At 35.8% G+C, this 13,852-nt stretch carries 15 protein-coding genes; 11 read left to right on the top strand and 4 right to left on the bottom strand.

The features are described 5' to 3' along the window. Positions 1-40 precede the first annotated feature (40 nt). The 3 genes from ACAM30_RS11580 to murI all read left to right on the top strand — a co-directional run bounded on the left by ACAM30_RS11580 (position 41) and on the right by murI (position 2,792). On the top strand, positions 41-1,054 hold the full coding sequence (locus ACAM30_RS11580; protein WP_369614805.1) for an OmpH family outer membrane protein: 1,014 nt from the start codon (positions 41-43) through the stop codon (positions 1,052-1,054). Between the two features lie 15 nt (positions 1,055-1,069). Then, on the top strand, positions 1,070-1,573 hold the full coding sequence (locus ACAM30_RS11575; RefSeq protein WP_017497918.1) for an OmpH family outer membrane protein: 504 nt from the start codon (positions 1,070-1,072) through the stop codon (positions 1,571-1,573). A 442-nt stretch (positions 1,574-2,015) separates the two neighbouring features. Continuing rightward, positions 2,016-2,792: a glutamate racemase gene (gene murI, locus ACAM30_RS11570; protein WP_369614804.1), complete on the top strand. Its 777-nt coding sequence runs from the start codon at positions 2,016-2,018 to the stop codon at positions 2,790-2,792. A gap of 4 nt (positions 2,793-2,796) precedes the next feature. Here the strand turns inward: murI and ACAM30_RS11565 are convergent, their stop codons facing one another. Then, positions 2,797-4,032: an aromatic hydrocarbon degradation protein gene (locus ACAM30_RS11565; protein WP_369618629.1), complete on the bottom strand. Its 1,236-nt coding sequence runs from the start codon at positions 4,030-4,032 to the stop codon at positions 2,797-2,799. After that, entirely contained in the window at positions 4,033-5,361 is a 1,329-nt protein-coding gene (locus ACAM30_RS11560; protein ID WP_369618628.1) for a DUF4270 family protein, read from the bottom strand. A gap of 231 nt (positions 5,362-5,592) precedes the next feature. Here ACAM30_RS11560 and ACAM30_RS11555 point away from each other — a divergent pair, with 231 nt between their 5' ends. From ACAM30_RS11555 to ACAM30_RS11535, 5 genes are all read left to right on the top strand, one after another. Beyond that, complete coding sequence (locus ACAM30_RS11555) at positions 5,593-6,435, top strand: DUF6268 family outer membrane beta-barrel protein (RefSeq protein WP_369618627.1); 843 nt, start codon at positions 5,593-5,595, stop codon at positions 6,433-6,435. Between the two features lie 16 nt (positions 6,436-6,451). After that, entirely contained in the window at positions 6,452-7,456 is a 1,005-nt protein-coding gene (locus tag ACAM30_RS11550; RefSeq protein WP_369618626.1) for a Kelch repeat-containing protein, read from the top strand. Further along, entirely contained in the window at positions 7,446-7,778 is a 333-nt protein-coding gene (locus tag ACAM30_RS11545) for a DUF4907 domain-containing protein (protein ID WP_369618625.1), read from the top strand. The genes ACAM30_RS11550 and ACAM30_RS11545 overlap by 11 nt, the downstream gene beginning before the upstream one ends. Further along, entirely contained in the window at positions 7,779-8,885 is a 1,107-nt protein-coding gene (locus ACAM30_RS11540; RefSeq protein WP_369618624.1) for a sensor histidine kinase, read from the top strand. A gap of 137 nt (positions 8,886-9,022) precedes the next feature. Next, on the top strand, positions 9,023-9,739 hold the full coding sequence (locus ACAM30_RS11535) for a LytR/AlgR family response regulator transcription factor (protein WP_369618623.1): 717 nt from the start codon (positions 9,023-9,025) through the stop codon (positions 9,737-9,739). A 76-nt stretch (positions 9,740-9,815) separates the two neighbouring features. Here the strand turns inward: ACAM30_RS11535 and ACAM30_RS11530 are convergent, their stop codons facing one another. Further along, positions 9,816-10,340 (bottom strand): gamma carbonic anhydrase family protein, encoded by a 525-nt coding sequence (locus ACAM30_RS11530; protein WP_369618622.1) that lies wholly within the window; start codon positions 10,338-10,340, stop codon positions 9,816-9,818. 9 nt (positions 10,341-10,349) lie between these two features. Further along, on the bottom strand, positions 10,350-11,339 hold the full coding sequence (locus tag ACAM30_RS11525) for a type IX secretion system membrane protein PorP/SprF (protein WP_369618621.1): 990 nt from the start codon (positions 11,337-11,339) through the stop codon (positions 10,350-10,352). A gap of 144 nt (positions 11,340-11,483) precedes the next feature. Between ACAM30_RS11525 and ACAM30_RS11520 the strand changes: the two genes are divergently transcribed. The 3 genes from ACAM30_RS11520 (at position 11,484) to ACAM30_RS11510 (ending at position 13,852) form a co-directional block, all read left to right on the top strand. After that, positions 11,484-12,383 carry a NifU family protein gene (locus tag ACAM30_RS11520; RefSeq protein ID WP_369618620.1) on the top strand — a complete coding sequence of 300 codons (900 nt, stop codon included), beginning with the start codon at positions 11,484-11,486 and terminating at the stop codon, positions 12,381-12,383. A gap of 160 nt (positions 12,384-12,543) precedes the next feature. After that, entirely contained in the window at positions 12,544-12,951 is a 408-nt protein-coding gene (locus ACAM30_RS11515) for a YtxH domain-containing protein (RefSeq protein WP_369618619.1), read from the top strand. Positions 12,952-13,039: 88 nt separating this feature from the next. Further along, complete coding sequence (locus ACAM30_RS11510; RefSeq protein WP_369618618.1) at positions 13,040-13,852, top strand: mechanosensitive ion channel family protein; 813 nt, start codon at positions 13,040-13,042, stop codon at positions 13,850-13,852.

Here is a 13,852-nt window from a genome sequence, read left to right as displayed (position 1 = left end):
AAACAATAGTTGGTTAAAAATTTTCAAATAAAGTAATGTTATGAGAAGACAATTTTTATTTATATTTTTAGCCCTGATTGTAGCAAATACAAGTCAGGCTCAAACAAGAACGACAAGGATTGGCTACATCGATATGGAGTATATTTTGGAAAATGTTTCCGATTACAAAGAAGCTAAAGCTCAATTAGAGTTAAAGGCTCAAAAGTGGAAACAGGAAATAGAAGCCAAAAAACTGGACATCAATAATCTTAAAGAAAGCCTTAAAGCCGAAAGAGCTTTACTGACAAAAGAGCTTATTGACGAGAAAGAAACCGAGATTAAATTTCTCGAAACTGAAATGATGGATTATCAGCAAAAGCAATTTGGTGTTGACGGAAATCTGATGCATCAAAAAGCAGGTTTGGCAAAGCCTATACAAGACCAGGTTTTTACTGCGGTTCAGGATATTGCCGAAGCAAAAAATTATGACTTTGTCTTTGACAAATCATCTGATTTGACAATGCTTTTTAGTAATAAAAAATTTGACATCAGCGATCAGGTAATCCGTATTTTAAACCGTACGGACAAACGTGAACAACTGACTAAAAAACAATTAAAAGATCAGGAAGCCAAAGAAAAACTGGAAAATGCAATTGACGAAAATCCGGCAATGGCAGACCGACAAAAAGCTCTTGATGACAAAAAAGCCGCCAGAGCAAAATTAATTGAGGACAGAAGACTTGAGCAGGAAGCCAAGAAAAAAGAATACGAAGACAGAAGAAAAGCATTAGCCGCTGAAAGGGATGCCAAAAAAAATGGCACGGTTTCTGAACCTGCCAAAACAGAACCAGCTAAAACGGATGGTACAACAGCTAAACCTGCTACCACTGTTACGCCAACTGAAGGAACAGCACCGGCTCAGCCTGCAGTAAATAAAGCTGAAGAAAGACAAAAGCTTTACGAACAGCGCAAAAAAGAATTAGAAGAAAGAAGAAAGAAAATTTTAGAAGAAAGAGAAGCGGCGAAAAAAGCAAAAGAAGCCGAAACACAAAAATCAAATACGACCAATAATTAATTAATATTTTTAAAAATGATGAAACAAATCAAAACTTTACTAATTGCTGCAATACTAGTTTTAGGAGCAAGTAACACGATGAACGCGCAAGCTAAGGTAGCTCACGTTGATGTTAGCGAGATTATGTCGAAAATGCCTGCAATGCTAGACGCTCAAAACCAACTGCAAAAATTAAGTGGTACATATGATGCTGAATACAAAAAAATGGTTGACGAATATCAAGTAAAAATCAAAAAATACGAAGGAGAAGCTGCAACTGTAACTGACGCTGTAAACGGAGAACGTTCTAAAGAAGTTCAGGACATGCAAAAAAGAATTGTTGACTACAGAGACAACGCTCAAAAAGAATTACAACAAAAAGAAACTGACATCGTAAAACCATTAATGGAAAAAGTAAAAGCTTCTATCCAAAAAGTTGGAAAAGCTAAAGGTTTCCAATACATTTTAGACGGTTCTACTTTATTGTTAGCTGATGGTCCAAACATTACTGCTGATGTAAAAAAAGATTTAGGATTCTAATAAGAATTTCTTATAAAAAAAACGGTCCGTACGCTTTAAAGTACGGACCGTTTTTTTTATGCATTTCACTAGAACCGGGTAAATAATTTTGTTCTCAATTAAGCTTTAGCCCTTTCAGGGCTTTTACAAGGATCATCCATATTCATAGTGTGTTGCACCATGTTATTGCCTAGGCTCTTTCAGAGCAATAAGTTTCGAATAATTCAATCTGAGAGTCAAACCGTAAACCAAATACTTGTGGACAAAGGACTCTAGAAAATATCCCTTTACAATTACTCCAGATCTGCAAAAATATAGCTAACCTTACCGAACTCTTCGCGTTCTTTGTGGTTAAACCGCCAAAATTCTCCTCGAGTTAAAACACCGTTAAAAAACAAAAACATTCAAAGATTTCCTTTCAATTGGGAGATGCATTTATATCAAAAAATATTAAATTTGTCCTATGACAAACAACAATCCTATAGGCGTTTTTGATTCCGGTATTGGAGGAACTTCCATCTGGAATGCCATTCATGATCTGCTTCCTAACGAGAAGACTATTTATTTAGCCGACAGCAAAAATGCTCCTTACGGTCAAAGAACAAAAGAAGAGATTGTTGCTCTAAGTAAAAAAAATGTAGATTTTTTACTGGAACAAAACTGTAAACTAATCGTGGTTGCCTGCAATACTGCTACGACCAATGCTATTCGTGAGCTTCGCGCTGATTATGACATTCCCTTTATAGGAATTGAGCCAGCAATTAAACCGGCTGCCAACAATTCAAAAACGCAGGTTATTGGAATATTAGCCACGCAAGGAACGTTAAACAGCGAACTGTTCAATAAAACTGCCGAAATGTTTCAGCATACGACCATTATTGAGCAAGTGGGTCACGGACTTGTTCAGCTTATTGAAGACGGGAACTTATATTCTCCGGAAATGACTCAATTACTGGAATCTTATTTACGACCAATGATTGATGCTAATATCGATTATCTTGTTCTGGGATGCAGTCATTACCCCTACTTGATTCCACAAATCAAAAAGATTCTTCCGGAACACATTCACATTATTGATTCGGGAGAAGCAGTTGCCAGACAAACACAAAATATCCTGCGCGAGAAAGTTGGTTTTTCTACCAGTCCAAAAAGCGAACCTGTGTTTTATGTCAATTCAAATCCCGAAGTTTTAAAATCAATTTTGAACTATAAATACCCTGTTATCGAAAAGGATTTTTAATTCGTTATTCAAATTTTCGCTTAACGAACCAAATTCCGTCCAGAGATAAACTAAGGGATATTTTATGATAATTTTCTTTGATCAGATTATCTGAAACTCTTCCTCTTTGTCCGTACGAATAGGAAATATTTAACGACGAATAGGTATTTTCAAGAGGCAAATTAAGCCCTATTGAAATTGCGGCATTATTAACTCTTTTACCATCAATTTCGAGATAACCGGTGTCAAAGTTTACACCTGCGGCATACTGAACCCTATCCCAATATTTACGGATATTTTTCCTTCCACTGTATGTAAATCCCAGGGCGAATCGATCCTGATTTACGAAATTGCCATACAATTCAGATTGATTGGTATTGCCCCACAAGCTTTTTTCGTAATCCAGCGTTATGTTTAAGTTGTTCTTAAAACGTTTACTGATCCCAATACCCATTTCTAAAGGCATATAATAATCGTCTGTGTCTGAAGCCACGTCAGACTCTATGGTTGTAACAACATCATCGGCAATAGTTTGAACCGTCTGTACTTTGGATGCTTTAATCTGACTTGGTACTTTAAATGTTGTAGCAACAGTAAGAGTGGAATCAATTTGATACTGCGCACCTAATGTTGCCCGAAGACCATTGTAATTTGTGTTTTTCTGAATACTTGTAATAGAATTCATAATTAAGAAACTCCTGCTGTCTTTTGTATTTCCAAACAGGACAGACGCTGAAGCTCCAACGGACAATTTCTTACCAAATCGGTAGCCGTAAGACAAATCCAGATTATTTAATCCTCCGGAGCCGGTTGCCGTTAAATAGTAAAAATCCTGACTGTTTTCGATAGGTAATTTTAAATTCGAGATTTTAAAAGCAGCACTCGAATATGGACGTATCGCAATACTAAATCCTGAGTTTTTAGTCACCGGAAAAGCAAAAGCCAAATGAGAGAACTGAAAATTATTACGGCTTTCGCTTTTTGAACTGCTTTGATAAGTAGTCGAAATAGATTTTCCTCCTACATCAAACATAAAATGATTCTGTGGCAAATATCCCAGTGATGCCGGATTTAAATTGTTGATAAAAGTGGCAGAAGGCAAAGCAATTCCCGAAGCTCCTATGGAGGGAATGATTCCAAAATTAGAATCGTATACACTTCCTACACCATACAACGAGTAAGGAGAACTTGAAATACTTTGAGAAAACGACGCTAACGACATCAAAATGAAGCAGCTTAGACAGGCAATTTTACTTTTCATTTAATAAGAGATATAATAAATTTTAAGCTGGAGTTTATTGTTCACATGTTTCTGATCCCCTAAAACAATACGGTTAACTGTCTTAGAAATCCCTGGCAAAGTGAGGATAAGAGAAGATCTGGAATTAGATTGTTTCAACATTTCTTTCTGCAGAAAATAACCAATCGGGATTGTGTATCCAACATTCTCATTGAATTCATCACTCTTCTTGTTCAGAATACCATATACTGCACCCCTTTTTGAATTGACCAAAGAAGTACTGATTCGGTTTAAATTATCGCTTACATAAACTTGTAGAGAATCCTCTAACGGGTATTTTTCTGAATACGTATTGTTAACCGGTTTTAAAAACAATTGCGCATCTACAATTGCCCCATTAGCCGAGATTCGTTTCAGTTGTTTGATATTCGGAAAATCAATCCTACAGGCAACTCCGGTACCGGACTGAATAAATCCCTGGCGATTGGTTAATGTACTCGACAGCTTACTATTCGAAGCTGGCAGATTTTGAATTATAGTTCCAGTTTTATCTAACGAAACTGCATTAAACTGCTTTTGCGCATCCGAAATCTTGAAATCTATGATATAGGGAACTTCTTCAGTGTTTGCCTGATATTTGGAATAATACAGCCGTACTTTACTCGACGCGACATGAAAACCAACGACGTTTGCTGAATTTGAAACAGAAGGAACCAGAACAAGTCCTTTTAAATATTCGCTGAAACTATCAAAATCTGTAATTTCTCTCTTTTTGATTTTCTGAAAAAGAGCCGCTCCAAAAGTACTGCTCATTTTAATATTAATAGAATCCTTCCCGGCTGGTCTGGGTTTATACGAAATGGTCCCCAGACTCTCATCACTATAATTTAAAACCGAATTATTGTAGAAGCTTTTATCATCTGTATTAGGCTTTACTTTCTCTGTTAAGCGATGAATATTAAATGTCTGAACTTTTGTGGTATCTCCGTAATAATATTTATCATATTTCAGAATCATCGAAATAGAATCAAAAACATAATTGGTCGATTCTGTATCAGATCCGTCATTTTTTAAAGAATAAGAATCGGAAGCCAATTGAAAATAACTGTTTGATTTTACCTTCCCATAAATAGGATCTTCATAATTTCCAATCATAATTCGATTTTTACCGGAAGTAACCAAAGAGTCAAAATTTATGGTTGACATCTCTACCGTCATCGTATCAATCATAATAACTTTATTGCCCACGGCCAGATAATCAGATCCCACTACAAACTCACCGGCATCTGAGTCGGTTCCGCATGAAAACAGGGTCATCGCCAAAAATAACATTCCTATATACTTGTGCATATTCTAATTTTTTGAACAAATATAAATGGCCCTCTTTCGCGCCGCATCATAACATATACCGTCATGCATTTTTACACTATAAACAGCCAAAAAACATCTATAGTAGACCTACGGCATCGAATACCTCATTCGACTTTGAAATTGGCTATTTAGTCTATCAAAAATCGTCATACATATATCTTCTTTTTTTTAAAACAACCAGCCTCCTACTTTTGAACCAATAAATAAGTAATGAAAATAAGAATACTAATTTGTTCCTTTTTTTTGATTTTGTTTTTCAGTATGGAAGCTCAGGAGACCATTGACATTCACCTGAATTTAAAAACAGAACCAACCGCTAAAATTGATTTCACTGAAACCAGTATTGGCCTATCCTACAGCAAAAAAACGGGCACTAAAAACAAAATAAAAAACACATTAGAGTATTCCAATTTAAATGTGAATTATGATCTGGGGAGTTATAAAACACAGGAAAATCAGGAATACTTCAATCAGATTAAAAACAATTTTGAAATTTCACATGATTTCACCAATACATTCAATATGAGTTTTTCGATTGTTCCCACTTTAAATTTTCAGGGCAATCCGGGACTAAATGATTTTTCTCTTTTGGCCAGTCTGGAAATGAATCGGCAGTTCAATTCTAAAACGAGTCTTAAAATTGGAATTTCCAGATCAGCTATACTAGGCGATGTTAAGTTCTTACCTGTAGTGTCTTTCAACTATAAATTCAGCAATGAAAGCAGTTTGCTAATAGGCTTCCCGAATTCAAAGATTTCGTACTCCAATAATATTCGCAACACTTTTAATCTGACCAATAGCTTCAATGGTAATTTTTATCATCTGGACGAGACAAAACAATCAATTGACAATGCAACGAAAGCTACGCTGTCGCAAATGACTACTGCATTCGAATATGAAAGAAATGTCGATAAAAACTGGTTTCTGAATTTTAAGGCCGGTTATGATTTTGACAGGAAATACAGTCTAACCGACAAAGACAATCATAAAGTCTATGATTTTAATACCGGTAATGGTTATGTCTTAGGAATTGGCATCAAATACAAACAATAAATAAACTTAATACATTATGAATAATTTAAAAAAAGGAATACTATTCGTGACGCTGTTTTCAGGTCTCTTTTTCATAAGCTGCAGCAATGACAGCAGTGAGGAGCTAATAGGAAACTGGGTTAAAAAATCGGCATTCGACGGACCTGCACGATCCAGCGCAACCAGTTTTGTCATTGGCGATTATGCTTATGTCGCAACAGGTTATACCGGAGATGTTTATTTGAAAGATTTATGGTCGTATAATTCAAATGGAGATTACTGGGAGCAAAAAGCGGATCTTCCGGGTATCGGAAGAAGTTCTGCCTCGGCTTTTGCCTTAAATCAAAAGGGATATATTGGTTTAGGTTATGACGGAACTAATAAATTAAAAGATTTTTATCAGTACGATCCAAGCAACAATACATGGACTCAAAAAACTGATTTTGCCGGAACCGGACGTTACGCAGCGGTAGGTTTTCAGGCAGGTGGAAAAGCCTATTTTGGAACCGGTTATGATGGAAATTATCTAAAAGATTTCTATCAGTACAACGATCAGGCTAATAACTGGACTCTTGTAAATGGTTTTAGCGGAAATAAAAGACGTAATGCCACTGTTTTTGTAATTGCTGACAAAGTGTATTTGGGAACAGGAATTAACAACGGAGTGTATCAGGAGGATTTTTGGGAATTTGATCCCGCAACTGAGGCATGGACGAGAAAACGTGACATTGATAAAGATACGGATGATGACAGCTCTTACAATGATGATTATGCCGTTGTTCGTTCAAATGCTTCCGCTTTTGCCATGAATGGTTTGGGATATGTTGTGGGAGGAGATAATATCAAAACCATCTGGGAATATAACCCAACCACCGATTTATGGGCAGAAAAAACCCCAACGGAAGGTGCAACCCGAACAGATGCCGTAGGCTTTGCCATTAACAATCGCGGCTTTTATATGCTGGGAAGAACAGGTTCAACCTATTTTGATGATGCATGGGAATTTAAACCGTTAGAAGAGCAAACAAGTAATGACAACTAAAATAAAAAAGCCATTCTTCCGGACTAACACCCGGAAGACTATCTTACTTATCGTACTTACTTTACAATTTTTAGCCTGTGCGAAAAATGAAACTTTTACGATCGAAGCCTTCAAAACTACGTCAGGTTGGGGTTATTCGATTGCTTTAAAGAACAAAATCATTATCAAGCAGGCTATTATTCCAGTCATAAACGACTCTAAAAGCTTTAGTACAAAAAATGATGCTCTAAAAGTGGCTCAGCTGGTAGTAACCAGACTCAATCAAAATAGATCGCCCACAATAACCAAAAATGACTTAATTTTATTAAAAATAAAATTATAAATGATATTAGATACGATCAAAAATACCAGTTCAAACAAAATTTTATTTCACGGTATCATTTGGATTTTCTTTATTCTGACTTCATTAATTCAGTTTTATGAAAGTCCGTTCAAAGTCAGTCCTGATTTTTATGTACAATGGGGTACCGGAATTATTCTGTTTTATCTGAACTATTTTTATCTGGTTCCCGTTTTGCTTTTGGAAAAAAAATACTGGCTGTATTTTGTGTTTGTATCTGCCCTGATTTTAATTTTCATGGTTGTCAGACTCAATTATTTTATTCCTGATTTTGCGCAGACACGAGTAGTAAAAGCTTTACCTCCTCCGGAAGTTCTTAAATTACTCCATAAAGGCGGGAGACTGAAGACTTTTGTGGCTACAAAACAACCATTATTTTTTAAAATCGGCCCCTCTTTTTTTTATATTTTGATTATTACCATAAGTGCGGTTATCCGAACACTGACCGAATTTTACAACAATCAGCAAAACAAATTAATCGCCGAAACACACCGAACCAACACAGAACTGATCTATCTGCGCAAGCAAACGAATCCGCATTTTTTATTCAATTCATTAAATAGTATCTATTCTCTGGCACACAAAAAATCAGATTTAGTTCCGGATGCCATCGTGACCTTATCAGAATTGATGCGCTATATGCTGTATGAAACCGATAACAAAACGGTCGATTTGGAAAAAGAAATCAATTACATCCAGAACTACATCGAATTGCAAAAACTGAGATTAAACAATATTGAAGACATCGTAATCAATGTTCATGGCGACACCAGAAACAAGTTTATTGAACCTTTACTATTAATTTCGTTTGTCGAAAATGCGTTCAAATACGGAACCGATTACAAAGGTGCGGCTCACGTGAAAATTAAAATATTCATTCTAAACAGCAGTCTGGATTTCTGGATCGGAAATACGATTGAAGACTATAGTAAAGATCCTGACAACTCAGGAATCGGATTGGTCAACATTCAAAACCGACTAGATTTACTTTATCCCAATGCACATAAACTTGATATCACACAAGATGACGAGTTCTTTCGTGTACATTTGAATTTGGAATTGGATAAAATTCAGACCGCGATAGATTAGACCTTTTACATAAGGCCAATTTACTATAAAGGCCGAAAAGTTCTTCTATATATTTTTATGATAATTTTAAAACTTATTTTATTGGTTTAAAAGTACTTTTGACGCTAAACAAAACTTTAAAATTAAAACTTCAACAGATGAAATGTGTAATTATAGACGATGAACCTTTAGCAGTTGAATTACTGGAAGATTTTGTTCAAAAAGTAGATGCTCTCGAATTGATCCATACTTTTAACAATGCCATTGATGCCATTTCTTTCATCAATCAGAATAATGTTGATTTGATTTTTCTGGACATCCAGATGCCGCATTTTTCAGGGATCGATTTCCTGAATACAATCGAGAAAAAACCGTTGGTTATTTTCACAACTGCTTTTTCTGATTATGCCGTCGAAGGTTTTAACCTTGGAGCAGTGGATTATTTAGTCAAACCTATTCCGTTTCACCGGTTCTTGAAATCGGTTGTACGGGCACAGCAAGTATTAAATCCGGCCACAACAGTTCAGACTATTTCAGAACACACTACCCCGCCGGAACTGGAACAGGATTTTATGTTCGTAAGAGCGGAATACGAAAATGTAAAAATGAATTTCTCTGATATTCTATTTATTGAAGGACTGAAAGATTATGTAAAAATTTATACTATTGATAACAAATTTACTCTCACACTAATCAGTTTGATTAAACTTGAAAATCTGCTTTCAAACAAAGGATTTTCCCGAATTCACCGCTCGTATATCATCAATATAAAACACGTAAAATCCATTCAGAAGAACAAAGTTTTGATTAGCGATAAACGCATTCCAATCAGTGAAAGCTATAAGACTTCTTTCTTCGAAAGAATCAACCTTTAGGTTAAATTCCAAAAATAGAAATTCCAAATTCCAAGGTTTAATACTTTTGGAATTTGGAATTTCTATTTTTAATATTTTATTTTTCGTTTTCGTTTTTAAACCAGCCGGAATACATCACGTAATTATTCGAAATACGCTCAATTTCACCTGCAAAATCGGATTGATCAATGTCTTTTACTTTTTTAGCCGGAACACCTGCATAAATACTTCCTGAGGTTATGACCGTATTCTGAGTAACAACCGCACCGGCTGCAATAATCGAGTTGCTTTCAACCACACAATTGTCCATAACAATAGCACCCATTCCGATTAGAACATTATCATGAATCGTGCAGCCGTGAACAATCGCATTGTGACCTATCGAAACATTGTTTCCAATAACAGTAGGGTGTTTTTGATACGTACAATGGATGATCGCACCATCCTGAATGTTCACCTTATTTCCGATCGTGATAAAGTTAACATCACCACGAATAACGGTGTTGAACCAGACACTACAGGAATCTCCAAAAGTCACATCGCCCACAATTGTAGCATTTTCGGCTACATAACAATCCTCTGGAATCAGAGGTGTTTTTCCGTTTACAGATTTAATCAGCATACTATTTTTTTAATTAATTGCAGGACAATTACAGTCGTAACGTTCCTTTTTACAAAATAAATTAATCCCGAGGGTAATTTGGTGGTACCCGCCCGTATCAAATTTCACATCACCAGTAACCTGAGAATAGGTATAAGCGAACATAAAATTTTTATAGTTCACACCAATGATTGGCGTAATATATTGCAGTTTTTGAGCAGCTACTCCACTTGACGTACCATATTGCGTACCATTAAAACCTTTTCGATAAGATAAGGCAGCCCACAGACTTCCAAAATCCATATTTTTATAAGCCTTAAGGTTTAAATCGATGGTTTTTTCTTTGGTTTTATCGAACACCTGAAACAATACAGATGGCTCCCAGGTTACTGTATTTCTTTTTCCAAAAACATACCCCGCACTTAAAAGAAACTTTCTAAGATTATTACTCTCATATTCGGTGTATAATTCTCTTCGTGTTTCCAGCAAGCCCTGAACTGTTGCGTGGGCATAAAAATCAAGATAATTGTAGGATGCCCCGACATCAACATTAAAATAAGAATCTTTTTGAATAGAGCCGAAGACGATAGGATCAAAATTGGTTCCAAATTTAGTTTCATCCAATTGACTCTGAATTACTCCCCCACTAATACCAAATGACAACTGATTCAAATCAAGCTCATCTCTGGAAAACAAGATATGATGTGCATAGGTAAGTTTTAATCCTTTTTGAGAATGGTAACCGTTTTTATCATTAAAAATAATAATTCCGGCTCCTGACCGCTCCCCTATTCTGCCATTAAAAGTTAACGTTTGCAAAGACGGAGCATCTTCCTGACCAAACCACTGTTTTCTGGCAGTCAGTCTTATCTTGGCACAATTCGCCGCTCCAGCCATCGACGGATGGATCAGATAATAATTATCAGACAAATAATCGGAATAAACCGGTATCCCTTCTTGTGAGTAAGAGTAAGTTGATACAATTAAAAAAAACAATAAAACCCTGATTCTAAACTTCATAAAACAACACATTGATCAACTAATTTAAGGCGCCACAAATTTAATAAGATTTATTGGAAAAGAGTCTTAATTCTTTTATTAAAAAATCAAATAGTAGGTATCCGCAAAAAATAACTTTAGTAAATTTGTAAAAAATTACAAATCATGACGAAAATCACCATAAAAGAAACTCAAAATCCAACGATATTAAAGTTTGAATTTGAAGATTTTATAACTCAGAATCAAAGCTTCGAATTTAAAAATATTGACGAAGCACAAGCTTCTCCTTTAGCACAACAATTATTCTATTTACCGTTTGTAAAAACCGTTTATATTTCAGGAAACTTTATTGCCATCGAAAGATATAGTATTGTTGAATGGGACGATGTAAAAGATGCGGTTGCGGAACAGATTACTTCATTTGTAGACAAGGGAGGCGTAATCATTAAAGTTGAAGAAACCCAAACTAAAAAACAACCTATTACGGTTTATGGAGAAACAACTCCTAATCCTGCGGCCCTGAAATTCGTAGTGAGCAGAATGCTGACGAGAAACGCTGTTGAGTATAAAAATATCGATCAGACTGCCTCTTCTCCATTGGCCAAAGAATTATTCAAATTTCCTTATGTGAAAGAAGTATTTATCGATGAAAACTACATTTCGGTAACCAAATACGACATCAATGACTGGCAGGAAATCACACTTGAAGTGCGAACTTTTATCAAGCAGTTTATTGAAAACGGAGGAACTGTTTTAGATGAAAGTCTGATTGAAACAGCTGCTAAAAACGACATCACAAAAGACGAAGCATTTGACAAACTGGATGTTACTTCACAGCAAATCATTAACATTTTGGAAGAATACGTAAAACCGGCAGTTGCTGCTGACGGTGGAAATATTGCTTTTGACTCTTATAATGAAGAAGACAAAACAGTAAAAGTAATTCTACAAGGAGCCTGCAGTGGATGCCCATCCTCGACTTTTACTTTAAAAAGCGGAATCGAAAATATGCTAAAAAGCATGTTAAACGACGAAGCCATTAAAGTAGAGGCTGTAAACGCTTAATTTTTTCCTTTATAAAATACAGAAAGCGTCCGCCATTGGCAGGCGCTTTTTTAGTTTAAAAAACATATCTCACTAATTATCAGTAAATTATTACCCAAATAACGTCTTGGTATTTTAAAAATAGTTAATATTGTATTCTAAACCAATCAATATCAAGACTATGGGATTATCTTCATTCTTTAAGAACTTATTTGGGACAGCCAAAGATTCTGCTACTGATCTGACACACCAGGCCGAAACCACTTTTGAACAAGCCAAAGAAGCCGCTGCTCCTTATATCGAAAAAGCAGAAACCTTCGCCGAAGAAACTTTTGCAAAAGCCAAAGAAGCATCAGAACCACTGATCGAAACCGCAACTGACTATGCACATCAGGCAAAGGACATTGTGAGCGAATATGTTGAAAAAGCATCTGATTCTATAAGTGACGTAATTGATTCTGTAAAAGAAAAAACTAGCGAGCTAACCGGAGAAACTAAAGCAGTTGTTTCAGAAACCGTAGCGGATATCAGCGAAAAAGCAGTTACTAAAGCTGACGACGTTATTGATGAGGCTGCAGATAAGGAATAAAACTCTCTTTTTCTATCCCGGGAAATATCTTTATATTTGCAAAAACTAATATACCTTCTCTTTGGGAAGGTTTTTTTATTCTAAAAATATGTACAATTCAGAACAGATTAGCAATTATGCTACTAAATTTATTAACGTATTAATCGATTATTCTCCAAAATTAATCTCAGCATTCATCATTTTATTTGTCGGAATCTACGCCATCCGATTAATCAGCAGAATCATCACAAAAATAATGATCCAAAGAAATCTGGATCCCACATTGACCCGATTCCTCTCTGACATCCTGATTTGGGCACTCCGAATTTTACTATTTGTGACTTTTATCTCAAAGCTTGGTATTGAAACATCATCCTTTGTTGCCATATTAGGAGCCATGGGTCTTGCCGTAGGTTTGTCTTTACAGGGCTCACTATCCAATTTTGCAGGAGGAATGCTGATTATCGTATTCAAACCTTTCAAAGTAGGCGATACGATCGAAACCGCGGGAGGAGTTGTTGCAACCGTGGTAGAAATTCAGATTTTTGTAACAAAGATGTTAACGGCTAACAATCAAACTGTTTTTGTACCTAACGGAGCTTTATCAAACGGTACCATTATCAATTATTCGATGCAGGGAGAACGAAGAGCTGATTTGACTTTTGCGATTTCGTATGACTCTGATATCAAAAAAGCAAAAGATATCCTTTTGAACGTTTTAAACAACAATCCAAAAGTACTAAAAAAACCTGCTCCGGAAGTTTTTGTCAAAAACTTAACTGCAAGTTCTGTAGAGTTTGCCGTACGTCCGTGGGCAAAAAATGCTAATTATGGAGCTGTTTTTTCTGAGACTTTAGAGAACTGCAAAGCAGCATTAGACGAAGCCGGAATTTCGGTTCAGCCGTACACTCTTCAAAAATAA

The sequence above is a fragment of the Flavobacterium sp. CFS9 genome, from assembly GCF_041154745.1.
In the GTDB taxonomy this organism is placed as follows: domain Bacteria; phylum Bacteroidota; class Bacteroidia; order Flavobacteriales; family Flavobacteriaceae; genus Flavobacterium.
The sequence above is the reverse complement of the archived record's forward strand: the minus strand, read 5'-3'. Positions and strand labels throughout refer to the sequence as shown.